Genomic DNA, 24,218 nt, shown 5'->3' on the forward strand with positions numbered 1-24,218 from the left:
GCGCGGCCGGTCCGGGTCGGGAGCATCGGGGCGATCAACTCCCATTGGGTGTCAGAGAGCATCTGGAACCGGGACATGTCCCCAGGGTCTCAGCTGACTCGTGCATCTATTCTCAGACACGCCCTAGGCCTCAGTACGCCTTGGCTTCCATCCAGGCGAGCACATCGAAGACGCGGAGGGTGGTCGCCTCGGCGGGGAGGGCCGCCGCGCACCGGTAGGACTCGAGGCGCTGCCAGATGGTTCGCTCCTGGGCGGAGAACTCCGCATGGAGGAGTGCCCGGCCCACGTAACCGTCCTTTCGGGTCTCATGGAAGACGGTCCGGCGCAGGTCGGCGTCGATAATCGGGAAGAGTCGCGGCCGCTTGCGGGCGAGCAGCTTGGAGGCGATCGTCGGGCCGATCTTCGGCAAGGTTTTCAGCGCCTCGTAGAGCTCGTACACCGGTGCCATGTCCTTGCCGGACGGGTCCGGGTCGACGTCGATGTAGTCCCGGTCCGGGCCGATGGCCTCCAGAAGCCCGGCGAAGTGCACCCTCTGGGTGATGAGCAGATGCACGACGGCACGACCCGGCACTGGTGTGTTCAGCAGGGCGGTGGAGGCGACGTCGTCGGAGGTGAACGTGTTCGCAGACGCTGCGCGCGTCTCGCTCGGGTCGAACCCGTCCCATTGGCTGCCGATGAACTTGCCGGACGTGAAGTAGCGGCCGAGGAGGTCGACGGCACGCTCGGTCTGGTCGGAGGCGACGGTGCAGGGCAGGTGCAGCTGGGGTGCGGTCATGGCTTCCTCTTCCCATAGAAGGCGTCACGGTGATTGTGGCTGAGGGCTCATCGCAGGGGAAGGATGATCAGGGGTCCTCGGCAGAATGGGGTTCCATGGAGTCCACCCAGCCCGTCCCCGAGCCCTTCGTCCTCTCCCTCGGGGCCGTCCTCGCCGCCGCAGGCCTCGACCCGCACGACGTCTTGGCCATCCGCCACACCTACAAGAAGTCGGGGCTGCCATCGCGGGCGGCAGCCACTCCGGAGCGCGTGCTCGCCTACACTCGGGAGCAGCACCACGTGGGGAAGTTCCCGAAGGAGCCCGCCCGCCACTGGCTGATCTTCATGGGGGAGGGCGGACGTCGTTCTCGCCTCACCGCCGTGTACGAGAACCGTGGGGAGGCCGTGGCTGAGCGCACGGAGCGGTACCGGTACTACGACGTTACGCCGGTGCCGCTGCTGGCCTCCCTCGAGGAGCGCCTGGTGGTGGAGTGGTCCGCAGACCCCGTGAACTGGGCCAAGCGCGGCCCCCTGGCGGCGCGGTTCCCCGTCCTGGAGATCGCCGACCCCACCACCGAGGCGTTCCCCGGCTTCGACCACGTGCTGCTCAGCTACGGGGACCTGCAGTCAATGGTGGCCGAGACCCGCTACGCAGGCTGGCGCACCGCCCTGGAGGCCGTGCGTGGGATCTACCTGATCGCCGACGAGTCCGGGGGCCAGTGCTACGTGGGCAAGGCCGACGGCGAGCGTGGTGTGCTCGGGCGGTGGGAGGCCTATGCCCGTGACGGGCATGGCGGGAACGTCGCCCTCCGGGATGCCCTGGAGCTCGACCCCGCCCAGCCGGAGCGGTACACGTTCAGCCTGTTGCGCGTGTTCGGCTCTAATACCCCGCAGGCCCAGATCGACGCCGCGGAGAAGCACTACAAGGACGCTCTGATGACGCGCCGGTTCGGGCTGAACCGGAACTGAACGGACTTCGTAGTCCTGGGGGAGTGGGCGAAGGTCAGACGGGGGATGGACTGCCCGCGCCGAGCCTCGGGGAAGAGGACAAGCGCGCCATCCCGGCACTGCAGCCATCGCTGAGTTCCTCGAATGTGACTGCCCACGAGCACACGGGGCATCTGCAAGCCGCCCGCATTGATGTCGTCGCGCGGGCGGGTCTGATGGGTGTGAACGGCCCACCCGGAACCGGCAAGACGACGATGCTCCGGGACATCCTGGCGTCCAACGTCGTCGAACGAGCACGCCGATTGTCGGCGTGTGAGAACCCATTCGACGCCCTCACCGAACGCACCCATGAGTGGACCGGCGAGGGCAGGATGCGACGACGGGCGCGCGAACTCCGGCCCGAGGTGGCCGGCCTCGAAAAGGTGGTGGCCTCGGTGAACAACGCGGACGAGGAGAACCTCTCCGAGGAGATTCCACATCGGAGCGCCACCAAGGACGGCCGACACGTGGATGCGGACTACTTCGCCTGCCTGGCCACCGCCGCCTTGGGCGGAAGCGGCGGGGGAAGAGGACGCCCTGGGTGAGGACAGCTTGACGTCGGAGCAGCCGGGCACCTCGGGCCTGGCCACTGCGCCGATGGCAACGGCACCGACTCCGCCCCGCTCCGCGCGCAGGCGGCCGACGAGGGGGTAGTGCTGCTCGGGGTCCTTCTGGAGGACCCGGACCGGCCCGGGGCGCACGGGGCGCACGGGGCCGGCCGGACCGACCTACGGACCGGACGGCTCAGCCCTGGGCCGACTCGACGTCCTCGTCGACCCAGTCGCGGGAGCGTTCCACGGCCTTCTTCCACAGCCGCAGGGCGCGCTCAACCTCCTCCTCGTCCGTGGTGGGCTCCCAGCGCTTGTCCTCTTCCCAGTTGGCCACGAGCTCGTCCTGGGACGCCCAGAACCCCACCGCCAGGCCTGCGGCGTAGGCGGCGCCGAGAGCGGTGGTCTCGATGACCTTGGGGCGCACGACGGGCACGCGCAGCAGGTCCGCCTGGAACTGCATGAGCAGCTCGTTGGCGACCATGCCACCGTCGACCTTCAGTTCGGTCAGGTCCACGCCGGAGTCCGCGTTCATGGCGTCCAGGACCTCGCGGCTCTGGAAGGCGGTGGCCTCGAGCGCCGCGCGGGCGATGTGCCCCTTGTTGACGTAACGGGTCATGCCCACCATGACGCCGCGGGCCGCGGCGTCCCAGTGCGGGGCGAAGAGGCCGGAGAACGCGGGGACGAAGTACACGCCGCCGTTGTCCTTCACACCGGCGGCCAGGGTCTCGACCTCCGGGGCGCTGCCGATCATCCCGAGGTTGTCCCGCAGCCACTGGATCAGCGAGCCGGTGACGGCGATCGAGCCCTCCAGCGCGTACACCGGCTTCTGGTCGCCAATGCGGTACGCCACCGTGGTGAGCAGGCCGTTGTCCGAGTGCACCGGCTCCTCGCCGGTGTTGATCAGCATGAAGTTGCCGGTGCCGTACGTGTTCTTGGCCTGGCCGACCTCGAAGCACGCCTGGCCGAAGGTCGCCGCGTGCTGGTCGCCCAGGATGCCGGTGATCGGCGTCTCGCGCAGCAGCTGCTGGCCGGATACGGTGCCCACCTCGGCGGAGGAGCTGACGATCTCCGGAAGCATGGACATCGGGATACCCATGTCCGCGCAGATCTCCTCGTTCCAGTCGAGGGTGTCCAGGTTCATCAGCATGGTGCGGGAGGCGTTGGTGACGTCGGTGACGTGCCGGCCGCCCTCGCCGCCGCCGGTGAGATTCCACACGAGCCACGAGTCCGTGGTGCCGAAGATGAGGTCGCCGTTCTCGGCGGCCTCCCGGGCACCGTCCACGTTCTCCAGAATCCAGGCCACCTTGGGGCCGGAGAAGTACGTGGCCAGGGGCAGCCCGACGCGCTCCTTGTAGCGGTCCGCGCCGACGTCGCCGGCCAGGCGCTCGCAGAGGTGGTCGGTGCGGGTGTCCTGCCACACGATGGCGTTGTACACCGGCTTGCCGGTGTTGCGGTCCCACACCACGGTGGTCTCACGCTGGTTCGTGATGCCCACGGCGGCGACGTCGTGTCGGGTCACCTCGGCGCGGGCCAGGGCCTCGCCGATGACCTCGCGGGTGTTCGTCCAGATCTCCACCGGGTCGTGCTCCACCCAGCCGGCGCGCGGGAAGATCTGCTCGTGTTCGCGCTGACCAGTGGACACGATGGCCCCACTGTGGTCGAAGAGGATCGCGCGCGTGGACGTGGTGCCCTGGTCGATGGCCATCACGTAGCGGGGGGTGGTCATGTCCTACTCCTTCGGAGGTGGTCACGGGGGTGTGGGGGTGTGTGGGGGTGGCGGGCACGTTCCCGCAGGGGAACGTGCCCGCCGGGGTTGGACGGGCAGACCGCTCAGACGAACAGAGGCGCGGCGAGGCCGGCCAGGACGGCGCCGACGAGCGGGCCGACGATCGGCACCCAGGCGTAGCCCCAGTCCGAGCCGCCCTTGTGCCGGATCGGCGCGACGGCGTGGAACAGGCGGGGGCCCAGGTCGCGCGCCGGGTTGATGGCGTACCCCGTGGGGCCGCCCAGGCTCGCGCCGATCGCGACGACGAGCAGGGCCACCGCGAGCGGGCCGAGCCCGGAGGGGGTGGAGCCGAAGAGCAGGATCACGAACACCAGGACGAACGTGGCGATCACCTCGGTGACCATGTTCCACAGCGGGTTGCGGATCTCGGGACCTGTGGCGAACGTGCCCAGGATCGCGCCCTGGTCCGTCTCCGCCTGGTAGTGGTCGCGGTAGGCCAGCCAGGCCAGGGCCGCGCCGAGGAAGGCGCCGATCAGCTGCGCCGCGAAGTACGCGAGCGTGGTGCCGAGGGTCACGGCGATGCCGGGGGCGTACTCCTCGGCGCCGCTGACGAGCAGGCCGACGGTCACGGCGGGGTTCAGGTGCGCACCGGTCGCGGCAGCGACGTAGACGCCCGCGAAGACGCCCAGCCCCCAGCCGAAGCTGATGAGCAGCCAGCCTCCGCCGTTGCCCTTGGTCTTCGTCAGGACGACGTTGGCGACGACGCCGACGCCGAGCAGCAGGAGGATCGCCGTGCCGGCGATCTCATGCAGGAAGATCGTGCCCATGGACGGGCTCCTTTCCGTGGACGGGGGCGGCGTCGGCAGCTGCGAGCGCGGCGGCGGCGGTGACGTCGTCGTGGGCGGTCTCACCGCGGAGGCGGGCGGCGACGAGGTTCTTGTACGCGCGGATCTCATCGGCGATGCGCTCTTCATCCCAGCCCAGCTCGGGGGCCACGAGGGACGCGATCTCCTCGGCTGCCGCGACGCCGCGGTCGCGGACCTCGGTGGACAGGCGCGTGCGGCGCTCGATGACGTCGTCCAGGTGGACGACGCCCTCGGCTCGGGCGGCGTGGACGATCTCGGCGCGCAGGTAGCGCGGCGCCTCGGCGAGAGGGACGCTCAGGGACGGGTCGCCGTCGATCAGGTCGAGCACATGGCGCAGGACGGTGCCGTAACGGAACAGGAGCCGGTCCACGCGGGCCTCGTCCAGGCCGTAGTCGGCGGCGATGCGGTCCGCCTCCGCCTCGATCTCCGAGTATCCGAGGCCGCCGAGCACGGGGATGTGCTCGGTGAGGCTGGGACGGGTCGGGTGGGTCTCGCGCACCACGAAGTCCACGACGTCCTCGGCCATGGCCCGGTACGTGGTCCACTTGCCGCCGGCCACGGCGGTGAGGCCGGGGGCCACCTCGGTGACGGTGTGCTCACGGGAGATCTTGGTGGAGCCGCCGTCGGATCCGGTGACCGGCTGCAGGAGCGGGCGCAGGCCGGCGTACGTGGCGATCACGTCGTCACGCGTGAGGTCCTCCTTCAGCACCGCGTTGGCGTGCTCGAGGATGTAGTCGATGTCGTCCGCGGTGGTGGCCGGATGGGCCACGTCCTCCGCCCACGGGGTGTCCGTGGTGCCGATCACCCAGTACTCGTCCCACGGGATGAGGAACAGCACGGACTTCTCCGTCTTGGTGATCACGCCGGTGGCGGCGTCGGCGCGGATGCGGTCGCGGGGCACGGTGATGTGGGCGCCCTTGGAGGCGAGCACCTCGAGGCCGCCGTCGGCCTCGGCCAGCTTCTGCTGCTCCTGGGTCCAGACGCCCCCGGCCAGGATGACGGCGCGCGCGTGCACGTCGAACTCCTCGCCGGAGGTCTCCTCGCGGACACGCACGCCCTGCACACGGCCGTCGTCGCCGCGCAGGTAGTCGGTGACGGCGGTGTAGTTGGCGGCCACGGCGCCGTGGTCCACGGCGGAGCGCACGAGCATCATGGCCAGGCGGGCGTCGTCGAACTGGGCGTCGGCGTACTCCACCGCGCCGACGATCTTCTCGTCATCGAGGGAGGGGAAGGTCGCGGCCATGGAGCGGCGGCTGAGATGGCGGTGCGCGCCCATCGCGCGGCGGCGGCCGAGCGACTGCATGGCGTCGTACATGGTGACGCCGGCGCCGATGAAGCCGCGGTCGATCACCTTGTGGAAGAACGGGAAGACGAAGCGCAGGGGGCGCACCAGGTGGGGCGCGGTCTGGGTGAGCAGCAGGTCGCGCTCCCGCAGCGCCTCATACACCAGCTTGACGTCCAGCATCTCGAGGTAGCGCAGGCCACCGTGCATGAGGCGGGAGGAGCGGGACGACGTCCCGGAGGCCCAGTCGCGGGCCTCGACGATGCCCACGTCGAGGCCGCGGGTGGCCGCGTCGAACGCGGCGCCCACGCCGGTGGAGCCGCCGCCGACGATCAGGATGTCGAGGGGGGCCTCCGGGCTGGTGGCCCGGAGGCGGGCGAGGTGATCCTCCCGCGTGGCGGCGGAGAGGGAGACGGTTCGCAGGGTCGGCATGGAGGGGTTGCTCCTTTATCGGTGGAGGCACAGTGTAGTGGCGTGGCTCACGATACCTGGTGTCACATCACGAGATCCGGTATCAGCGCGAGCCGAGGTCCATGATGTCACTCCCGGGTCGCGGGTGCCCACGCGCCGGGTACGGTCTCGCGGAACCCGAGCCGCTCGCACAGGGCCACGTCGGTGCGCGTGGAGGTGGCCCGTCTCGCACGGTCCCCGGACTGTGGCACCTCACCCTGTTCCGCTGGAGCGAGGGCGGCGCGCCCCGGGTGACGCGCGCCCTCGGGTGAGGCCCCGCCCCTACACTCCGACCATGGACATCACCGTCGGCGCCGTCGGCCGCGCCTCGCTCTCGGACTGGGAGCAGGAATGCTGCGGTGACTCGATCACCGTGGGGGAAGTCCACGAGCTGATCCTGCTGCCCTCCCGGGGAGTGAGTCAGGCTTGGCCCCTGGCCTCTGCAGGCTGGGTCGTCACCCATCACGACGACGGCAGCCCCGCCGGGTCGATCCCGTTGCGTCGTGTGCGGGCCGTGGTGAGGGCGGCACACGAGGTGTGGCCCTCGGGGCGGCTCGCCGAGATCGACCGCGTCCCCGGCCACGCTGACCTGGCGATCCTTGAGCCGGAGGAGGCCACCGGCCTCAGTATGGGGGAGGTCGTCTACGTCGGCGCCTACGAGCCGGTGCTCCCCGAGACTCCCCGCCCTGACGAGTGGCTTCTCGACCTGGAGATCCTCGAGGACCTCGGTCCGCACACCTGGTGAGCCTCACGAGTCCATCCCCTCACGGTCTCGAGCTACATGGGGTGAGCGTAGAAGTCCGTTCGGCGGCACGGATTGCGCCCGACACGCCGACCTCGGTGCGCATGGATGCGAACGTTCACATCACTGCATCCCCCACGCCTCTCCACGATGCGCACGTGGGGGATTTCTCTTTCGCCACGGGGTCCTAGGCGGTTCTTCCGGAGCTGACGTTGCCTTCGTCGTCATAGATGGCCCCCCACCTCCCCGGTCGCTCGCGAGCATCGCGTAGACGAGGGTGTCCGTCCACTCGCCCTTACTCCACAGGTCCTGCCGGTGGTGTGCCTCTCGACGCATCCCGAGCGTCTCGGCCAGTCGGGCGGACGCCGTGTTGCGGGCATCCATCTGTGCCACCACCCGGTGCAGGCCAGACGTCTCGAACCCCAGGTCCAGCAGCGCAGCCGCGGCCTCCCGGGCGAAGCCTTGACCGGCATGCCGCGGATCCAGTGCCCAGCCGATCTCCGCGACACCGCGCTCGCGGTCCGTCAGCCACAGGATCACGTCACCCACGGGGACGCCCGCGTGCTCCACCACCAGGGACACCGCCCCGGACGGGCCGCCGAGGTCGTCCCACGTGATCCGCTTGGCCAGCTTCGCTCGCGCGGTCGCCTCGTCCCAGGGCTCGTCCAGCAGGTGGCGCACCACCTCGGGCTGCATGTACATCTCCTGCAACCAGCCGAAGTCGTCCTCCCGGTGCGGCCGCAGCGTCAGCCGCGCGGTGGGCAACGGCCAGTCAGGGGCGCGGCCGCCCGCAGCCGCGCCCTCCTTGCGCCCCGCCGGAGGCGGGGCGTCGACGTCGGCGGGGACCGGCGTCGTCGTGCCGGACGCCCAGTCCTGGCGCAACATTGCGTAGGCCACGGACGCGAGCGGCTCGCCGCCGTCCACGGGCCAGCCGCGCCGGTAGTGCGCCTCCTTGACCCAGCCGGCCCGGCGGAAGGCGCGCAGCATGGGGACGTTGTCCTCGCGGGTCTGGCCCTCGAAGCGGTCCACCGCAGGCATCGTCTCGAAGACGTGCCGGGTGATCGCGGTGAGGATCTGCGCGCCGAGCCCGCGCCCGCGGAACCGCTCCGCCACGCGCAGGTCGAACAAGGGGGTGGGGTCCGTGAGGTCCTCCAGGCGCACCACGCCGACGCGGCCGTGCTCGGGATGCTCGATCCAGAAGGTGCGGTGGTCCTCATCCTCCCAGGCGCCGCCATCGACGGCCTTCTCCGCCTCCGGCCGGGTGACGCGCGGGCGCGTGTGGAACGGCCACGCGTTCTCGGTGAGCAGGGCGACGAGCGCGTCCCGGTCGGCGCCTGCCGGGTCGAGCGGAGTGAAGGTGACGTCCATGGGGCCGAGAGTAGGGGAGGGGACGTCACCGCCGCCCGTTGCCGTGACCCCATGGCCACGCCCCTCCTCGACCTCGCGGCGCACCGCGCGAGGAAGCCCGGGACGCGCAGGCCGAGATCGGCTGGACCATAGCCCAGGCCCACGCCGGCCGGGGCCGCGCCACCGAGCTGGCCTGTGCCCTGCTGGACCTCGCCTTCGCAGGCCTCGGCGTCCGACCCGTGGAGGCTCACGCCTTCGCGGACAACGCGCCCATCCTGCGCGTGATGGAGAAGGTCGGCCTGCGCCACGAGGGCACCTTCAAGGAGGAGTCACTGCACCGCACCCGCGGCTGGGTGGACGGCGTCACTTACGCGATGCTCGCCTCGGAGCATCGGGCCCGGGGCAGACGGCTTTCCACCTCACGACGCCCAGAAGTACGCAACTCTCTAGACATAACGTTGCGTAAGGTGGCGGCATGAGCAACGATCCGCGCCCGACCCCGTGGGCCGCCGGCTGGGAAGAGCGCCCCTGGGCCGCGGGCCCGGATGACGCCGGGCTGCGCTCCCGCAGCGCTCGCGTGCGTGCAGCAGGCCCATATCGAGCCGCGCTCCCGGCCCGTATCGCCCGACTCGGGCTCGACCTGCCCTCTGATCTGGCGACCGAGGTCGAGGAGGCGACGGCCGCCGTCGTGCGCTTCGACGCCGAGATCAGCCACGCCCTCCCGGGGCTCACCGGCGAGATCGCCCCGATCGACGCGGTGCTCCTGCGCACTGAGTCCGCGTCCTCCTCGCAGATCGAGCACATCACGGCGGGCGCGCGAGCCCTCGCCCTGGCGACTCTCGGCGAACGCACCCGCCCGAATGCAGCGCTCGTGGCGGCGAACGTGAGGGCCATGGGCGCTGCTTCCCGGCTGGCCGCCGACCTGGAAGAGCCCGCCCTGCTGGCCGCCCATCGTGCCCTCATGGACGGTCAGGAGCATGCCCGGCCGGGTGCCTACCGCGATGCGCAGGGGTGGATCGGGGGCGGGGCGCCCACGCCGCACACGGCGCAGTTCGTCCCGCCCCATCCGGAGCGCCTGCGTGCCGGGATGGACGATCTCTTCGCCTATCTGCGCCGCACGGACGTACCCGCCCTCGTGCAGGCCGCCATCGCGCACGCTCAGTTCGAGACCATCCACCCGTTCGCGGACGGCAACGGCCGCACCGGGCGCGTCCTCGTGCACGCCGTGTTGCATCGGGCCGGCGCGATCACCCGTATGGGGGTGCCCCTCTCCGCGGGACTCCTCACGGACACGGCCGGATACTTCGACGCCCTCACCGCCTACCGCGACGGCGACCCCGCGCCCATCGTGCGCCGCTTCGCGCAGGCCGCCCTGGCCGCCGTCGGCAACGGCCGAGATCTCGTCGCGGACCTGGACGAGGCCCTGACCGGCTGGCGCGAGCGGCTCACCGCCCGGCGGGACGCGGCGGTCTGGCGGGCGCTCGCGGTGATCATCGCGCAACCCGCCGTGACCGTGGACCACCTGGCCCAGGCGCTGGGTGTCTCGCGCCCGGCCGCCCAGCGGGCCGTGGACCAGCTTGTCGAGGCCGGCGCTCTGCAGGCCGTGTCCGCTCAGCGTCGGAACCGGGTGTGGCTGGCCACCGAGGTGCTCACCTGTCTGGACGAGTTCGCCGCGCGTGCGGGCCGGCGGGGTTGACCGGGGGTGGACGACCGGGGCGACCAGCCTCAGTGTCGTGTGTAGTGTCCCGGCCATGGTCAGGCGAACACACGAGGTGAGGCCCGCGGGATGACTCGCGGTCCGTCAGCCACAGGATCACGTCCCCACGGGCATGCCCACGTTCCCCACCACCAGAGACACCGATCCGGCAGGGCCAGCTGAGGTCGTCCTCCCGGTGTGGGCGCAGCGTCAGGCGCGCGGTGCGCAACGGCCAGTCAGGGGCGGGGCCGCCCGCAACCGCGCCCTCCCCGCGCTCCCCTGACCGGCACAGAACTCGGCTGACAGCCGCTCCGCGTGCCCGCTTCGACAGGCGCCGGCATCTTGGGCCCCTCCCCACCCGGACCTCCTCCGAGTCCGACACAATGCATACATCCATGCATGCATCCGATTACTCTGGCCCGCATGACTCCACTCTCCGACCCCTTATGGGGCAGTCGTGCCACGGCTGCCGGCCGCCTGGCCCACGACGTCGCCTGGCGCATCGTCCGCGGTGAGATCGCCGCGGGGGAGATGCTCACCGAGGTCCAGCTCTCCACGGAGGCCGGCATCTCCCGGACGCCGGCCAGGGAGGCCCTCCTCCAGCTCGAGCGCTGGGGCCTGGTGCGGCTCCTCCCCAAGAAGGGCGCGGCCGTGCAGGCCCTCACGCCGCAGAGCGTGGCCGACCTCACGGCCCTGCGCGGCCTCCTCGAGTCCACCGCCCTCGCCACGGTCGCCGCGCGGCCCGACGCCGTCGGGCCCCTCGTCGCCACGCTCACCGCCAACCTGGAGCAGCAGCGCGCCGCCCTGGACGCCGGCGACCTCGCTGCCTTCTCCGCGCTGGACGTGCGCTTCCACCGGGACGTGATCGCCACGTGCGGCAACGCCGCCTTCGACGAGGTCGTGCGCACCTTCGCCCCCCGCCTGGCACGCCTGATCCACGCCGCCACCGGCGGATCCGTCGACGCCGCCCGCCGCCTCCTCGATGGGCACGCCGAGATCTGCGCCCAGCTGGCCGCCGGGCGCGCCGCAGACGCCCAGCGCGCCCTGCAGGCGCACCTCGACGCCGCGGGGAGCGGCGTCGTCCCCGGCCTGCCGCCCGTGGGCCCGTCCGAGGCAGGTGAACCCCGATGATCGAGGGCCTGCTGATCCTGCTGCTCTGCCAGCTGGCGGGCACGCTCGTGGCCGACACGCTGCACCTGCCGATCCCCGGGGCCGTGCTGGGCATGCTCCTGCTGCTCGGCCTGCTCGCGTGGCGCCGGCCGGCCGAGGACGCGCCGGTGATGACGGCGAGCCATCACCTGCTCCAGCACCTGCCGCTGCTGTTCGTCCCGGCGGGCGTCGGCGTCGTCGCGGTGCTGGGCCTCATCGAGGAACACCGGGCGCTGATGCTGGTCGGCTTCGTGGTGCCCTGGCTGCTGGGGCTGGTGGTCACCGCCGGCGTCGCCGCCCCGCTCGCCCGCCGCCTCACGGACAAGGAGGACGCACAGTGAACGCCGCCGAACTGACCGACTCCCTCGCCGAGGCCTGGGACGCGCTCCTGCACACACCGCTGTTCGGCATCGCGCTGACCCTCGCCGTTGCTGTGCTCTCCCGCCGCCTGTGGCTCGCCGCCCGGCAGACCGCCCTGCTCACGCCCGTGCTCGTGACGATCGTGCTGGTGGCCGCGTTCCTGGCCCTGACCGGCATCGACTACGAGACCTACATGATCGGCGGCAGCTACCTCACCTTCCTGCTGGGCCCCGCCACCGTGGCCCTCGCCGTCCCCCTGTACCGGGCCGGCCCTGACATCCGGAAGCTGCTGCTGCCGGTCGCCGTCGGGGTCACCGTCGGCTCGCTGACCGCCATGGTGAGCGCCGTGCTGATCGTGCGGGCAATGGGCGGGGACGCCGCGCTGGCCGCCACGTTCGCCCCCAAGTCCGCGACGACGCCGATCGCCATGGCGGTGGCCGACGCCGGCGGCGGGATCGTCTCCCTCGCCGCCGTGCTCCCCGTGCTCACCGGCGTGCTCGGCGCCGTGCTGGCCCCCTGGGTGCTCGACCGGCTGCGCGTGCGCGACCCCCGCGTGCGCGGCCTGGCCATCGGCGTGAGCTCCCACGGCATCGGCACCGCCCGCGCCCTCGCCGAAGGCCCGAAGACCGGTGCGTTCTCCGCCCTCGCCATGGCCTGCTCCGGTGTGCTCACCGCCCTGCTGGCCCCGCTGGTGCTGGCGATGACGGGGTGAGGGGCCGGGCGGCCGCCCCCGGCCGGGCAGCCGCCTCGACCCGCTCCAGCCGCGGCGGCGTCCTTACCGTGTCCGCCCCGCCTGCCACCCTGGTCCTCTTCCTTCCCCGCGGGCCGCCCGCCGGCCCGCACAGGCGCGGTGACGCGGCCCGGTCCTGCGAACGAGAGGACCTCACCCATGATGGGCCCGTCCCACGCGGCCACCGGCGCCGCGGCCTGGCTGGCGCTCACGCACTGGCAGTCGCCGGTCGCCGCGCTGCACCTGCCCGCCGAGCTCCAGCTGCTCGGCGCCGTCACCACCGCCGGGGCGGCCATGATCAGCGACTGGGACCACCCCCGCGCCACCATCGCCCACGCCCTGCCGCCCGTGACCGAGTGGATGAGCCGCGGCATCCGCCGCGTGGCCGGCGGGCACCGGCGCGGCACGCACTCGCTGGTGGGGATCGCGGCGTTCACCGCCATCGCGACGGCGGCCGCCTCCATCCAGGTGCCGATCGCGGGGCACGTCTACACGCCGGGGCAGGGGATCATCGCCGCATTCCTGGCGGCCGTGGCTGCCAAGGCCCTCCGACTGCTCCCGAACCGGGGATGGAGGGCCGCGTGGGCACTCGGCATCCTGGTCGCGGTGTCGGCGACCGTCCTCAGCGACGGGCTGTGGTGGATCCCCGCCTCCGTGGCCGTCGGCGTGAGCGTGCACATCCTCGGCGACGCCCTCACCAACAACGGGGTGGCCCTGCTCTGGCCGCTCAGTCCGGAGCCCCCCACACGCCTGTGGTGGTGGCAGTCCTCCGGACGGTTCCGGCTCCCCCTGCTCGGCCGGACCGGGTCCTGGCGGGAGTGGGTGCTCGTCTCGGTGGTCACCGCGTTCACCGTGGTGCGGGCCGTGCGGCTCGTCCCGCTCGCCGCTCGGGGGGTGGCGGCACTGTTCTGAGCGACGGCACCCGGCCACGGCCTCGAGCAGCTCGTCCGACCCGGGGTCGCAGGCGTCGCATCCGCAGTCCGGCAGCAGCGCGTGCACCTGCCCCGGGGCGCCGACCGCCACCCGGCGCGACGGCGGCGCCCGCCTCCGCGAGCACCTCGGCCCACACGCGGGCCCGGGCGGTCATCCCGAGCTCACTCCGTCGGCGTCAGTTCCCGCTTGAGGATCTTGCCGGTGGCGGTCTTGGGCAGCCCGTCCCGCACGGTCACGGTGCGCGGGTACTTGTAGGGGGCCACCTGGGACTTGACGTGCTGGATCAGCTCCTCCTCCGTGGCGTGCGCACCGGGGGCGAGCACCACGTGCGCGGCGACCTCCTGGCCGAGCTCCGGGTGGGGCACCCCCACCACGGCGGCCTCCGCGACGGCCGGGTGCTCGTAGAGCACCTCCTCGATCTCGCGCGGGTACACGTTGAGCCCGCCGCGCAGGATCATGTCCTTCGTGCGGTCCACGATGTAGTAGTTGCCCGCGGCATCGCGCCGGGCGAGGTCGCCGGAGCGGAACCAGCCGTCCTCGGTGATGGCCTGGGCAGTGGCTTCCGGCTTGCCCCAGTAGCCCTTCATCACGTTCTCCCCGCGGATCCACACCTCGCCCAGGGTCTCCTCGTCGCCCTCGGGCACGACGGCCCCGTCCGGCGTCACCAGCTGCAGTTCGCACCCGCGGACGGCGCGTCCGATCGAGCCCGGCTGATGCGCCTCACCCGGATGGTTGAAGCACGCGACCGGGGAGGTCTCGGACAGGCCGTAGCCCTCCAGGATCTCGCAGTCGAAGGTGGCCTCGAAGCGGCGCAGCAGCTCCACGGGCAGGGCCGATCCGCCGGAGACGCCCAGGCGCAGGCTGGCCAGGTCCTCCGGATGGTCCTTGGCCGCGGCCAGCACGGCCCCGTACATGGTGGGCACGCCGATGAACACATCCACCGCGCACTCCCGGACGGTCTGCGCGGCCACCGCGGGATCGAAGCGGGGGATCAACGCCAGGCTGGCGCCCATCGTCACGGGCGCCATGAGCGCACACGTGAGGCCGAACACGTGGAACAACGGCAGGCAGCCGAGCACGGTCTCCCCGTGCTGGAGCTGGATCAGCGTCTCCGCCGCGGTGTCCGCGTTGGTCCCCATGTTCCGGTGGGTCAGCTGGGCCCCCTTGGGGCGGCCGGTGGTGCCGGAGGTGTAGAGGATGACGGCGTCGTCCTCGAGGTCCCGCTCGACGGTCTCGGTCACCGGGCCGGGGCTCTCCGCCAGGTGCGGGGCGAGGCCGTCCTCGCCGAGGGTGCGCAGCGGCACACCGCGCTCGCGGGCGCCCTCCACGGCTTCCTCGGACGGCACGGACCACAGCATCGACGCGCCCGAGTCCTCCAGGTAGTACTCGATCTCGCGGCGCTTGAACAGCGGGTTCATCGGGACGACGACGGCGCCCAGCTGCAGGGCCGCGAAGAACACCACCGGGAACGCCGGGATGTTCGGCAGCATGAGCGCCACGCGGTCCCCGGGGCCGATGCCCTCCTGCCGCATGAGCCCGGCCAGACGCTGGGACTGGTCCTGCAGCTCCGCGTATGTCATGCGGTTCTCGCCGAGGATCAGGGCGGTGGAGTTCGGGTGTTCGGCGGCGGTGCGCTCGAGGCGGGCGGGCAGGGTGAGGGTCACGACGGGCCTCCGAGGGGAGTCGGATGTGATGGGAACCACAGCGTAACGCCCGGCGGCGCTCGTTCGCTATGAGCCGAGCGGGGTGTGTCGGCCGACCTCACGCCAGCGACATCACCGCGGGTCTGCCCGGCGGTGATGACGCTGGCGCGCGGTCATCCACCGGCCCCGCCTTCGTCGCCGATGTGTCGTCTCCACGGCCCAGGGGCGCAAGACTGGTCCCCGCACACCGCCGCCCGGACCGCCGGGCCAGACCGGAGGACAGACCATGACCGCACAGATCCCCGCCACCCCTGCCATCCCCGCGACGATGAAGGCCGTCGTCATGCGCGCGCCGGGTGACGTCGTCGTGGAGGAGGTGGACACCCCGCGCGTCGCCCAGCCCACGGACGTGGTCCTGAAGCTGGCCGCCGCGTGCGTGTGCGGCTCGGACCTGTGGCCCTACCGCGGCCACAACGACGTCGACCACCGGCGCATGGGCCACGAGTACGTCGGCACGATCGTGGAGAAGGGCGAGGACGTCGCCACCCTCGAGGTCGGCGACTTCGTGATCGGCTCCTTCATGCTCTCGGACAACACGTGCGAGATCTGCCAGGCCGGCTACCAGTCCCGCTGCGTCAACGCCGGCGAGTACACGGGCAGTCAGGCGCAGTACATGCGCGTCGAGCTCGCCGACGGCTCCCTCGTGAAGGTGCCCGGGGGCGAGCCCTCGGACCCGGACCGCCTGGCCGACTACCTCGCCGCCTCGGATGTGCTCGGCACCGGCTGGTACGCCGCCGTCGCCGCGCAGGCCAGCCCCGGCAAGACCATCGCCGTGGTCGGCGACGGCGCCGTCGGCCTGTGTGCCGTCCTGGCCGCCAAGACCCTCGGCGCGGAGCAGGTCATCGTGTTCTCCCGCCATGAGGATCGGGCCGCGCTCGCCCGGGAGTTCGGTGCCGACGTCGTGATCGCCGAGCGTGGCGAGGAGGGTGCCGCCCAGGTGCGCGAGCTCACCGGCGGCTACGGCGCGCACGGGGTGTGCGAGGCCGTCGGCACGCAGGGCTCCATGGACCAAGCTCTGGCCTCGGTGCGCCCCGGCGGGTACGTCGGGTTCGTGGGCGTCTCCCACGACCAGACCCTGGACGGCTCCGACCTCTTCGGCCGGCAGATCCACCTGGAGGGCGGCCCCGCCCCCGTCCGCCGTTTCCTGCCCGAGCTGATCGAGCGGATCCAGTCCGGCGAGATCCAGCCCGGCCGCGTGTTCACCGCGCGCATGCCGCTCGACGAGGCCGCCGAGGCGTACCGGGCCATGGACGAGCGCCGCGAGATCAAGGTGCTGCTGGAGGTCTGAGCCCCCTGCGGCGGGCGGAGGTGCCGAGGGGCTCCTCCGCCCCTCAGCCCTTCTTCACGGTGATCGTCCACTCCGCGGCGCCGCGCTTCACGAAGTCGGTGGCCTGGGTGCAGTCGAAGCCGATCACGAGCTCGTCCCCGGTGGGGATCTGCTGCATCGCCTGGTTGGCCTCCACGAGCGGGAAGGGGCAGACCTGGCCGTCGGTCTCGAGCAGGCTGGGCGACGCTTGACCCTCCCCTTGGGGGAACGCCCACGCTGGGATCACCTGAGAGAAAGGTCGCCCCATGAGCCCCCTGATGACCGTCGGCGAGTTCGCCCTCGCCACCGGACTGAGCGCGAAGGCGCTGCGCTTCTACGACGAGCGCGGCCTCCTCGCCCCCGCCGACGTCGACGTCGACTCCGGCTACCGCCGCTACGCGCCCGGCCAGATCCGGACGGCCGCGCAGATCCGCGTCCTGCGGGCGGCCGGCCTCACGGTCGACGACGTCCGGTCCGCCCTCGCGGACCCCGCCTCCCTGCCGGCGCGGCTCGAGGCGCACGCGGCCGAGCTGCGACGCCGCCGCGACCTCGAGGACCGCGCGCTCGCGCTCGCCGCCGCCGGTGTCTACGCGGCCCCGGATCCCGACGACGACGGCGGCCCCGCCCGTCCCGGCCCCGTGGCGGAGCGCACGGTCGGGCCGACACCGTGGGCCGGCGTCGTGCAGCGGGTGCCCCTGGATGAGGCCGGTGATGAGGCGACCACCGAGCGCGCGAACGCCGCCTTCGCGACGCTGTTCCAGGCACTCGCGGAGGCGGGGTCGGCACCCGCCGGGCCGCTGTGGACGGCGCTGCGTCCGGTGCCGGGCGCCGCCGACGTCGTGGAGACCGTCCTGGCGGTCCCGCTGAGCGGCCCGGCTCCCGCGGGCCTCAGGGTCGACGGGCACGAGGTGGTGACTGGGACACTGCCGCGCCGCGTGGAGCGGTACGTGGACGTGCGGGCCGATGCGGGCGACGTCGACCTCCTCGACGACGCCCCCGGCGGCGCGCTGCCCCATCCGGATCTGCTGGGGCTCATGGACGCGTTCGACGTGGAGGACGCCGGCGCCGCGCCGGAGATCCGCCAGATCCTCGCGGACCCGGAGGCCGGACACGTCGAGCTGGCAGTGACGGTGCGGGAGGAGGCGGGAGCGGGGCAGGGGTGAGCCGGTGCGGGGACTGGACGGCGTGTCTGGCCGGCCTACCCTGCCGGTCCCGCGCAGACCCCCCGGGGGCTCAGGGGTGCCCGGGGTGGCCCGAATGTGATGGAGTGCACGGATCCTGTCCACGACCTGGGAAGTGACCATGGAGCAGTTCGTCACCGCCGCCAACTCGATCATGTGGAGCCTGCCCATGGTCGTCGGGCTCCTCGCCCTGGGCCTGTACTTCACGATCCGCATGGCGGCTCCCCAGGTGCGGCTGCTCAAGGACATGGTGGGTCAGCTGGTCAGGGGAGGATCGTCGTCGGCGGGGATCAGCTCGTTCCAGGCGTTCGCCATGGCCCTGGGTGGACGCATCGGCGTCGGCAACATCGCGGGCGTCGCGGCCGCGATCTACCTGGGCGGCCCGGGCGCGCTGTTCTGGATGTGGGTGACGGCGATCCTCGGCGCCCCCGTGGCGCTCGTGGAGAGCTCGCTCGCACAGCTCTACAAGCACAAGGTCCGCGGCGAGTACCGCGGCGGGCCCGCGTACTACATCCTCGAGGGGCTCGGCCGGAACTGGCGGTGGCTGGCGGTCGCGTACGCCGCGGCCACCGTGTTCGCCACCGTCTTCACCGGCCCGCAGATCCAGGCCAACGCCGTCACCGCCGCCACGACCGAGGCGTGGGGCTGGGATCCGCTGTGGGTGGGTCTCGGGATGGCCGTGCTGTTCTGCGTGATCGTGTTCGGCGGCATGCACCGCCTGGGCCGCACGGTGGGTCTCGTGGTCCCGTTCATGGCCGGCGCGTACATCCTGGTGGGGCTGCTCGTCGTCGGGCTCATGTGGCAGCAGGTCCCCGCGATGTTCGGGCTGATCTTCTCCAGCGCGCTGGGCCTGGACTCGGTCTACGGCGGCATCCTCGGTGCCGCCGTCGCGTGGGGCGTGCGCCGTGCCGTGTACTCTACCGAGATCGGCACCGGTTCGGGCGCCCAGGCCTCGGCGGCCGCCCACGTCTCCCACCCCGTGAAGCAGGGCCTGGCCCAGGCGTTCTCCGCCTACGTGGACACCCTGTTCGTCTGCACCATGACCGGCCTGATGATCCTCGCCACGAACAGCTTCAACGTGCTGGGCCCGGACGAGGAGAGCCTCCTCGCGGAGCACGTGCCCGGCGTCGAGGAGGGCCCGGCATGGGTCCAGATCGCCATCGACGAGGCACTGCCTGCCTTCGGACCGTCCTTCGTGGCGATCGCCGTCTTCCTGTTCTCCTTCACCACCCTGCTCTCCTTCGCGTTCTACGCGGAGACGAACGTCGCCTACCTCATCCCCAACAAGACGGCGCAGCGCGCGGTCATCGCGATCGCCCGGCTGCTGCTGGCCGGCTCCATGGTGTTCGGGTCCGTGCAGACCTCCGCGTTCGTGTGGTCCCTCGCGGACTTCGGCGTCGGCCTCTACACGTGGGTGAACATCGTGGCGCTCATCCTGCTGAGCCCCGTGGCCATCCGGCTGCTCAAGGACTACGACCGCCAGCGCCGCGCCGGCCAGGAACCCGTGTTGGACCCGGCGGCGATCGGCGTCCGCAACGCCCGCCTGTGGGAGCAGATCCACGCGGCGTACCAGCAGACCGGCGACCTCGACCGCGCCATGGAGCACGTCGCCGACACCGCCCCGGACACCCGCGCGATCACCGTGGTCCCGCGCCGGGAGGGCTGAGGCCCGACGACGGCAGCCCGGGGCGCCGGACGCCGCGACGACGTCGGGCCACGGGCCAGGGCTGTCCGCGCGGCCCGCCATGCCGGCCACGCCGACATTCCGCGCGAGGGGATCGACGGGCAGGCCGGCCTGCGCGGCCCCGGGGACAACCTGCCCGGCTGGGCCGCCGAGCGGTGGGCCGCGCACGTGCGGCGGCTCGAGGGGATCGCCCGGGGTGCGGGCCCGGTGCGCTAGCGTCCGCGGTGATGACTCCCCGCTCGCTCGCCGGTCTGGCCCTCACCGTCGCCGCCCTGATGTCCGCCTTCGTGCTGATGGCGCCGACGGCGCCGGGGCTGTTCGTCGGCGTGCTCACGGTGGGGACCTTCGGGTTCGGCCCGTTCTACGGGGAGCCCTCGCGGCAGCTCGTGGACCGGCCGTGGAGGCGGGACACGCGCTGGCGCGATCTCGCCCGCCGGGTCCGCACCGACTGGCTCTCCCGGCAGCTGGGCGCCGTCGGCTGGAACGCGGCCATCAGCCGCCGCATCACCGGCCGGGCCGACCTGCGGCGCATCCGCACCGCCGCCGTGGGCTCCCTCGTCAGCCACGCCGCCTCCGCGGGTCTGCACGCGGTGGCGGGCGTGGCGCTGGCGGCCGTCGGGCATCCGGTCTGGGGCGTGGTCGCGGTGGCCCTGGGGCTCGTGGTGCACGCCTGGCCAGCCCTGCTGCAGGTCTCCGTGCTCGGGCGCATCGACGGACTCCAGACGCAGATCCGCGGGGACCAGCTGCTCTGGTGACCGGCCGGCACCGGGCGGCCCGGCCGAGCACTTTGTGGGCCGAATCCGACGGATGAGCCCCTGAATCGGGCACGGGAGCGTCGCATTCGGCCCGCAAAGCGGTGGGGAGGGGGCGGAGAGGGCGGCACCGCGCGCTCAGCCCTACGCTCGGACCCATGACCGAGCACACATCCGAGCACACCCCCGAGAACCCCCACGTCGTCCGCCGCGGCTCCGGCGTCCCGCTGATCGCGGTGCACGGCAACAGCGTGGACCACCGGCTGCTGCTGCCGCTCGACGACGCCCTCGCCGAGGCCGGCGAGGTCGAGCGGATCTACGTGGACCTGCCGGGCTTCGGCCGGACCTCGGCCCTCCAGGACGACGGCGGCCTCCCCGAGCTCGCCGCCTGGCTCGTGGACTGGATCCGCGCGGAGGTCGGCGAGCGGCCGTTCGCGGTGCTCGGCAACTCCCTCGGCGGCCTGCTCGCCCGGCACGTGGCGGCCGAGTTCGGCGCGCAGGTGTTGGGGCTGGGGCTGCTCGCGCCCGTCGTCGACCCGGACGAGGACCGGCGCACCCGCACCGACCTGGTGGTGCGCGAGCGCGACGACGCCTTCATGTCTACCCTCGACCCCGACGACGCCGCCCCGTTCCTCGAGATGTCCCCGCGGCTGACGCGGGACACGTGGGAGCGGTTCCGCGAGCACGCGCTGCCGGGCGTCCGCGCCGTGGACGAGGAGGCGCTGAAGCGCCTGTCCGCGCGCTACGTCCTGGACGCCGTGCCGGAGGAGGCCGCGCCGCCGTTCGAGGGGCCCGCCCTGATCCTCACCGGCCGGGAGGACCACCTCGTCGGCTACCGGGACCAGGCCGCGCTCCTGGAGCATTACCCGCGCGCCACCTACGCGGCGCTCGACGCCGCCGGCCACAACGTGCACCTGGACCAGCCGGAGGTCGCCGAGGCGCTCGTCCGCGCGTGGGCGGTGCAGGTGGGCCGCGCGGCGTCGGACTGAGGCGGGGTCAGGGGGAGGGACCCCCCACCCCGACGCCGGCCCGCGCCAGCAGGCCGTCGGCCACCCGCAGCAGGGCGGCGACCGCCACGAAGAACACGAGGATCGCCACCACGTAGACGGCGACGCCGTCGTAGCCCAGCCGCGGGACGTCCAGGATCGTGTACGGGTACCAGTCCAGCCACGGCCCGCGCAGCAGCGTGAACGCCAGCCAGGCGAGCGGGATGAGCGTGGACAACCACACCACCCGCCACGTGATCTGCCGCCGCGGCCCGAAGACCGCCCACAGCACCGGGGTGAGGATCGGCGTGACGATGTGCTGCAGGGTGTCGTTGAACCGCTCGACGGCGGTCATCGGGTCGGCGTCCCGCAGCAGCACGTTGAACACCACGCCCGTGATCACGATGCACACCACCCCCGTCACCCGCAGCACCCGGAACAGCGTGCCCGGCCGGTGCAGGCGCAGCGCCAGCAGCAGGGACGTCAGCCCCACCAGGAAGTTCGAGAGGAACGTGAAGTACGTGGGCTGGTTGAGCATGTGCTCCCAGCCGCCCTCGAGCACGCCCGCGTAGCCCGCGTCGGCCGGCAGGTCCGAGGACTTCCACGAGCCGATCCACAGTGAGAGCAGGTTGCCGCCCAGGGACAGGGCCGCGGCGACGGCGAAGGCAGGCCGCGCCGTCGTCGTCCAGCGGCCGGAGGGGGTGGGGAGGGTCATGCGCCCATCCTGCCGGAGCGCGACGCCGCCCCCGGTGCACTGGCCGAGCCGCTCGGGCCGGCGGGCGTGTCCCGGCCGGCGGTCCGGACCCTACGCTCGGCACCATGATCCGGACCCCCTGGACCCGCACCCCCGCCGGCGCGAGGCGCGCGCGCCGCCCCCGACAGTTCCGCCGCGTGACGACGACCGGGCCCGCCGCCGTGGACGTGGCCTGGGCCCGCTACGCCGACCTGCGCCTGTGGCCGCGGTGGGCTCCGCAGATCCGCGCCGTGGAGGCGCCACGGCGCCGGCTGCGGGCCGGGCTTCGCGGCGTGGTCCACGCGCCCCTGGGGCTGCGCGTCCCGTTCGTGGTCGAGGAGGTCGACGACGACGCCCGCACCTGGCGGTGGACGGTGCGGGTGGCCGGGACGGCGGTCTCCATGACGCACGACCTCACCGCCACCCCCCGCGGCACCCGGGCGGGGCTGACGGTCCACGGGCCCGCCGTCGTCGCCCTGGCCTACCGACTGCCGGCCCGCGTGGCGCTGCGGCGGCTGTGCCGGGCGCACCTCTGAGGGCGGACCGCCGGGCCGGGCCTGTGGCCAGGGGCCCCGCCCGCCTCACACCGCCGCGGCGTCGGTCCGCAGCTCGACGCGCGGCCAGTCGGCGAGGTCGGCGAGCATCTGCCGGTCGTGGGTCACCACGACGACGGCCTGCTCCGTGACCTGCAGGGCCTCGGTCATCTCGTCCACGAGCGCGGGGGAGAGGTGGTTCGTCGGCTCGTCCAGCAGCAGCACGTGGGGGCGCTCGATGAGCACCATCGCCAGGTGCAGACGGGCCTGCTGCCCCTGGGACAGGCGTCCGACCGGGGTGTCCGCGGCCTCGGCGGTGAGCAGCCCGAGCGAGGGCAGCGTGGGGGCCGGCAGGGGACGGCCCAGGTCGTCGACGCCGGCCTCGTCCGCGCCGACGCGGCGCACGTGCTCCTCGAACACGGCGGCGGCGGTGCGCTCCTCGTCCCACGCGGGGGTCTCCTGCGCCACGACGCGCACGTCGGCGCCCACGGTCACCAAGCCGCTCGTGGGCTCCAGGTCCCCGGCGAGCACGCGCAGCAGCGTGGACTTCCCGGCCCCGTTCGGGCCCGTCACCAGCACGCGGCCGCCCGGCACGAGGGCCGCGCCCATCGGCTGCTCGAGCCGCCCGGCCACGCGCACGGCGTCCGCGGTGAGCAGGACGTCGTCGCCCGCCGTGCCCGGCCCGCCCGCCGTGCCCGCCGCCGCGTCCGCGCCGTCCCGCGGGTCGCCGTCGGGCATGTCCGCGAACGGCCAGTCCAGGCGCAGGGGCGGCTCGGGCACGGTGATCCGGTGCGCCTCCAGCTCGTCGAAGCGCCGGTTGAACATCTGCACGATCCCCGCCGACCGGCTCGAGCGCTGGTGCTTGCCGGTGCCCTTCGGGGGCCGCCACGAGCCCTGCATCTGCTCCCGCGCGTCCTCCACGGCCAGCTCCAGCCGCTCGCGCTCGGCGTTCTGCTCGGCGTACTCCTGCTCCCAGGCGGCCCGGGCGCGGCGGCGCCCCTTCGCCCAGCCGGCGTACCCGCCGGAGTACCGCCGCGGCCGCCCGTCCTGGCTGGGATCCAGGTCCACGATGTCGGTGCACACGGCGCGCAGCAGGGCGCGGTCGTGGCTGACGACGGCGACCCCGCCCGGGTGCTCCACCAGCCGGCGGGTGAGGAAGTCCAGGGCGACGTCGTCCAGGTGGTTGGTCGGCTCGTCCAGCAGCAGCAGGTCCGGCCGGGAGCCGAGGGTGACGGCCAGGCGCACCCGGTGGCGCTGGCCGACCGAGAGCGATGTGAGGGGGCGCTCGCGGTCCGTGCACGCGTGCAGCCCCTCGAGGTCCATGTCCTCGCGCCGGCCGGCGTCCCAGGCGTCGTAGAGGTGGGCCCGCTCCAGCGCGGTGGAGTACCGGTGTCCGGCGCCGGCGTCGTCGGGGGCCTCGGCCAGGGCGGCCGCGGCGGCGTCCAGGGCCTCGAGTGCGGCGTGCGGGCCCGTGAGGGCGTCGCGGACCAGGTCGCCCACCGTGCGGGAGCGCCCGTCGGCCCGCGCCCGCAGCGCCTGCGGGACGAACGCGAGCGTGCCCGCCCGCGTCACGCGGCCGACGTCGGGCGTGATCCGGCCCGTGAGCACGTGGAGCAGCGTGGTCTTGCCGCGCCCGTTCTCACCCACGATCCCAAGCCGCGAGCCGGCGTTGATCCGCACCGTGGCGTCCGTGAGCACGCGGTGCCCGCCGAGCGAGACGGTCAGGTGCTCGCCGCGCAGGTGGGCGGCGGGCCCGGCGGGCAGGGCG

Annotated in this window: 23 protein-coding genes and 1 pseudogene; 15 read left to right on the top strand and 9 right to left on the bottom strand. The window is 73.0% G+C overall.

The genetic code is table 11. The annotated features are described in order from the left end of the window. Positions 1-130: 130 nt before the first annotated feature. A complete protein-coding gene (locus tag J1M41_RS05965) occupies positions 131-775 on the bottom strand; it encodes a DUF6308 family protein (RefSeq protein ID WP_206451362.1) in 645 nt (214 codons plus the stop codon). Positions 776-870: 95 nt separating this feature from the next. Here J1M41_RS05965 and J1M41_RS05970 point away from each other — a divergent pair, with 95 nt between their 5' ends. Further along, a complete protein-coding gene (locus tag J1M41_RS05970) occupies positions 871-1,722 on the top strand; it encodes a GIY-YIG nuclease family protein (protein WP_206451363.1) in 852 nt (283 codons plus the stop codon). A 23-nt stretch (positions 1,723-1,745) separates the two neighbouring features. After that, the gene (locus tag J1M41_RS05975; RefSeq protein WP_235188144.1) at positions 1,746-2,285 is read left to right on the top strand and encodes a hypothetical protein; all 540 of its coding nucleotides are present in this window, start codon (positions 1,746-1,748) and stop codon (positions 2,283-2,285) included. A gap of 199 nt (positions 2,286-2,484) precedes the next feature. On the opposite strand, the gene glpK is transcribed toward J1M41_RS05975, so the two are convergent. The 3 genes from glpK to J1M41_RS05990 form a co-directional block, all read right to left on the bottom strand. Next, a complete protein-coding gene (gene glpK / locus J1M41_RS05980; protein ID WP_020621628.1) occupies positions 2,485-4,017 on the bottom strand; it encodes a glycerol kinase GlpK in 1,533 nt (510 codons plus the stop codon). A 104-nt stretch (positions 4,018-4,121) separates the two neighbouring features. Continuing rightward, entirely contained in the window at positions 4,122-4,844 is a 723-nt protein-coding gene (locus J1M41_RS05985; RefSeq protein WP_010079813.1) for an MIP/aquaporin family protein, read from the bottom strand. Further along, complete coding sequence (locus J1M41_RS05990) at positions 4,822-6,597, bottom strand: glycerol-3-phosphate dehydrogenase/oxidase (RefSeq protein ID WP_206451364.1); 1,776 nt, start codon at positions 6,595-6,597, stop codon at positions 4,822-4,824. The genes J1M41_RS05985 and J1M41_RS05990 overlap by 23 nt, the downstream gene beginning before the upstream one ends. Positions 6,598-6,910: 313 nt before the next feature. On the opposite strand from J1M41_RS05990, the gene J1M41_RS05995 reads away from it, so the two are divergent. Further along, a complete protein-coding gene (locus J1M41_RS05995) occupies positions 6,911-7,360 on the top strand; it encodes a hypothetical protein (protein ID WP_095353549.1) in 450 nt (149 codons plus the stop codon). A 120-nt stretch (positions 7,361-7,480) separates the two neighbouring features. Here the strand turns inward: J1M41_RS05995 and J1M41_RS12315 are convergent, their stop codons facing one another. Then, on the bottom strand, positions 7,481-8,725 hold the full coding sequence (locus J1M41_RS12315) for a GNAT family N-acetyltransferase (RefSeq protein ID WP_342214075.1): 1,245 nt from the start codon (positions 8,723-8,725) through the stop codon (positions 7,481-7,483). Between the two features lie 110 nt (positions 8,726-8,835). On the opposite strand from J1M41_RS12315, the pseudogene J1M41_RS06005 reads away from it, so the two are divergent. The 6 genes and pseudogenes from J1M41_RS06005 to J1M41_RS06030 form a co-directional block, all read left to right on the top strand. Then, positions 8,836-9,183 (top strand): annotated as a pseudogene (locus J1M41_RS06005) (GNAT family N-acetyltransferase); the annotation flags it as partial. Beyond that, positions 9,180-10,400, top strand: a complete 1,221-nt coding sequence (locus J1M41_RS06010; RefSeq protein WP_206451365.1) for a Fic family protein — start codon at positions 9,180-9,182, stop codon at positions 10,398-10,400. The pseudogene J1M41_RS06005 and the gene J1M41_RS06010, both read left to right, overlap by 4 nt. Before the next feature lie 423 nt (positions 10,401-10,823). After that, complete coding sequence (locus tag J1M41_RS06015) at positions 10,824-11,531, top strand: GntR family transcriptional regulator (protein WP_041104849.1); 708 nt, start codon at positions 10,824-10,826, stop codon at positions 11,529-11,531. Then, a complete protein-coding gene (locus J1M41_RS06020) occupies positions 11,528-11,890 on the top strand; it encodes a CidA/LrgA family protein (protein ID WP_036315546.1) in 363 nt (120 codons plus the stop codon). Before J1M41_RS06015 ends, J1M41_RS06020 begins: the two co-directional genes overlap by 4 nt. Beyond that, entirely contained in the window at positions 11,887-12,621 is a 735-nt protein-coding gene (locus J1M41_RS06025) for an LrgB family protein (protein ID WP_036315548.1), read from the top strand. Before J1M41_RS06020 ends, J1M41_RS06025 begins: the two co-directional genes overlap by 4 nt. A 177-nt stretch (positions 12,622-12,798) precedes the next feature. Beyond that, positions 12,799-13,551: a metal-dependent hydrolase gene (locus tag J1M41_RS06030; RefSeq protein WP_206451366.1), complete on the top strand. Its 753-nt coding sequence runs from the start codon at positions 12,799-12,801 to the stop codon at positions 13,549-13,551. A 182-nt stretch (positions 13,552-13,733) separates the two neighbouring features. Here the strand turns inward: J1M41_RS06030 and J1M41_RS06035 are convergent, their stop codons facing one another. Next, a complete protein-coding gene (locus J1M41_RS06035; RefSeq protein WP_206451367.1) occupies positions 13,734-15,236 on the bottom strand; it encodes a long-chain fatty acid--CoA ligase in 1,503 nt (500 codons plus the stop codon). 265 nt (positions 15,237-15,501) lie between these two features. Here J1M41_RS06035 and J1M41_RS06040 point away from each other — a divergent pair, with 265 nt between their 5' ends. After that, complete coding sequence (locus tag J1M41_RS06040; protein WP_241247793.1) at positions 15,502-16,563, top strand: zinc-binding dehydrogenase; 1,062 nt, start codon at positions 15,502-15,504, stop codon at positions 16,561-16,563. A gap of 43 nt (positions 16,564-16,606) precedes the next feature. Here J1M41_RS06040 and J1M41_RS06045 read toward each other — a convergent pair whose 3' ends face one another. Then, positions 16,607-16,777 carry a sulfurtransferase TusA family protein gene (locus J1M41_RS06045; protein WP_206451372.1) on the bottom strand — a complete coding sequence of 57 codons (171 nt, stop codon included), beginning with the start codon at positions 16,775-16,777 and terminating at the stop codon, positions 16,607-16,609. 70 nt (positions 16,778-16,847) lie between these two features. Between J1M41_RS06045 and J1M41_RS06050 the strand changes: the two genes are divergently transcribed. The 4 genes from J1M41_RS06050 (at position 16,848) to J1M41_RS06065 (ending at position 21,187) form a co-directional block, all read left to right on the top strand. Further along, complete coding sequence (locus J1M41_RS06050; RefSeq protein ID WP_206451368.1) at positions 16,848-17,744, top strand: MerR family transcriptional regulator; 897 nt, start codon at positions 16,848-16,850, stop codon at positions 17,742-17,744. A gap of 139 nt (positions 17,745-17,883) precedes the next feature. After that, on the top strand, positions 17,884-19,428 hold the full coding sequence (locus J1M41_RS06055; RefSeq protein WP_206451369.1) for a sodium:alanine symporter family protein: 1,545 nt from the start codon (positions 17,884-17,886) through the stop codon (positions 19,426-19,428). A gap of 245 nt (positions 19,429-19,673) precedes the next feature. After that, the gene (locus J1M41_RS06060) at positions 19,674-20,201 is read left to right on the top strand and encodes a hypothetical protein (RefSeq protein ID WP_036315583.1); all 528 of its coding nucleotides are present in this window, start codon (positions 19,674-19,676) and stop codon (positions 20,199-20,201) included. A gap of 155 nt (positions 20,202-20,356) precedes the next feature. Further along, positions 20,357-21,187: an alpha/beta fold hydrolase gene (locus J1M41_RS06065; protein ID WP_020627045.1), complete on the top strand. Its 831-nt coding sequence runs from the start codon at positions 20,357-20,359 to the stop codon at positions 21,185-21,187. Positions 21,188-21,194: 7 nt separating this feature from the next. Here J1M41_RS06065 and J1M41_RS06070 read toward each other — a convergent pair whose 3' ends face one another. After that, the gene (locus J1M41_RS06070; RefSeq protein WP_206451370.1) at positions 21,195-21,899 is read right to left on the bottom strand and encodes a Pr6Pr family membrane protein; all 705 of its coding nucleotides are present in this window, start codon (positions 21,897-21,899) and stop codon (positions 21,195-21,197) included. A 104-nt stretch (positions 21,900-22,003) separates the two neighbouring features. On the opposite strand from J1M41_RS06070, the gene J1M41_RS06075 reads away from it, so the two are divergent. After that, on the top strand, positions 22,004-22,453 hold the full coding sequence (locus J1M41_RS06075; RefSeq protein WP_020627043.1) for an SRPBCC family protein: 450 nt from the start codon (positions 22,004-22,006) through the stop codon (positions 22,451-22,453). Between the two features lie 45 nt (positions 22,454-22,498). Here J1M41_RS06075 and J1M41_RS06080 read toward each other — a convergent pair whose 3' ends face one another. Next, positions 22,499-24,214: an ATP-binding cassette domain-containing protein gene (locus J1M41_RS06080; RefSeq protein ID WP_206451373.1), complete on the bottom strand. Its 1,716-nt coding sequence runs from the start codon at positions 24,212-24,214 to the stop codon at positions 22,499-22,501. Positions 24,215-24,218: the final 4 nt, after the last annotated feature.

Source organism: Micrococcus sp. KRD096 (assembly GCF_017168495.1).
Classification (GTDB): domain Bacteria; phylum Actinomycetota; class Actinomycetes; order Actinomycetales; family Micrococcaceae; genus Micrococcus; species Micrococcus luteus.

What these genes read in the sequence shown, in the direction of transcription:
- J1M41_RS05965 (WP_206451362.1), bottom strand. Translation starts at nt 775, where the DNA reads ATGACCGCACCCCAGCTGCACCTGCCCTGCACCGTCGCCTCCGACCAG.
- J1M41_RS05970 (WP_206451363.1), top strand. Translation starts at nt 871, where the DNA reads ATGGAGTCCACCCAGCCCGTCCCCGAGCCCTTCGTCCTCTCCCTCGGG.
- glpK (WP_020621628.1), bottom strand. Translation starts at nt 4,017, where the DNA reads ATGACCACCCCCCGCTACGTGATGGCCATCGACCAGGGCACCACGTCC.
- J1M41_RS05985 (WP_010079813.1), bottom strand. Translation starts at nt 4,844, where the DNA reads ATGGGCACGATCTTCCTGCATGAGATCGCCGGCACGGCGATCCTCCTG.
- J1M41_RS05990 (WP_206451364.1), bottom strand. Translation starts at nt 6,597, where the DNA reads ATGCCGACCCTGCGAACCGTCTCCCTCTCCGCCGCCACGCGGGAGGAT.
- J1M41_RS05995 (WP_095353549.1), top strand. Translation starts at nt 6,911, where the DNA reads ATGGACATCACCGTCGGCGCCGTCGGCCGCGCCTCGCTCTCGGACTGG.
- J1M41_RS12315 (WP_342214075.1), bottom strand. Translation starts at nt 8,725, where the DNA reads ATGGACGTCACCTTCACTCCGCTCGACCCGGCAGGCGCCGACCGGGAC.
- J1M41_RS06010 (WP_206451365.1), top strand. Translation starts at nt 9,180, where the DNA reads ATGAGCAACGATCCGCGCCCGACCCCGTGGGCCGCCGGCTGGGAAGAG.
- J1M41_RS06015 (WP_041104849.1), top strand. Translation starts at nt 10,824, where the DNA reads ATGACTCCACTCTCCGACCCCTTATGGGGCAGTCGTGCCACGGCTGCC.
- J1M41_RS06020 (WP_036315546.1), top strand. Translation starts at nt 11,528, where the DNA reads ATGATCGAGGGCCTGCTGATCCTGCTGCTCTGCCAGCTGGCGGGCACG.
- J1M41_RS06030 (WP_206451366.1), top strand. Translation starts at nt 12,799, where the DNA reads ATGATGGGCCCGTCCCACGCGGCCACCGGCGCCGCGGCCTGGCTGGCG.
- J1M41_RS06040 (WP_241247793.1), top strand. Translation starts at nt 15,502, where the DNA reads ATGACCGCACAGATCCCCGCCACCCCTGCCATCCCCGCGACGATGAAG.
- J1M41_RS06050 (WP_206451368.1), top strand. Translation starts at nt 16,848, where the DNA reads ATGAGCCCCCTGATGACCGTCGGCGAGTTCGCCCTCGCCACCGGACTG.
- J1M41_RS06055 (WP_206451369.1), top strand. Translation starts at nt 17,884, where the DNA reads ATGGAGCAGTTCGTCACCGCCGCCAACTCGATCATGTGGAGCCTGCCC.
- J1M41_RS06060 (WP_036315583.1), top strand. Translation starts at nt 19,674, where the DNA reads ATGACTCCCCGCTCGCTCGCCGGTCTGGCCCTCACCGTCGCCGCCCTG.
- J1M41_RS06065 (WP_020627045.1), top strand. Translation starts at nt 20,357, where the DNA reads ATGACCGAGCACACATCCGAGCACACCCCCGAGAACCCCCACGTCGTC.
- J1M41_RS06070 (WP_206451370.1), bottom strand. Translation starts at nt 21,899, where the DNA reads ATGACCCTCCCCACCCCCTCCGGCCGCTGGACGACGACGGCGCGGCCT.
- J1M41_RS06075 (WP_020627043.1), top strand. Translation starts at nt 22,004, where the DNA reads ATGATCCGGACCCCCTGGACCCGCACCCCCGCCGGCGCGAGGCGCGCG.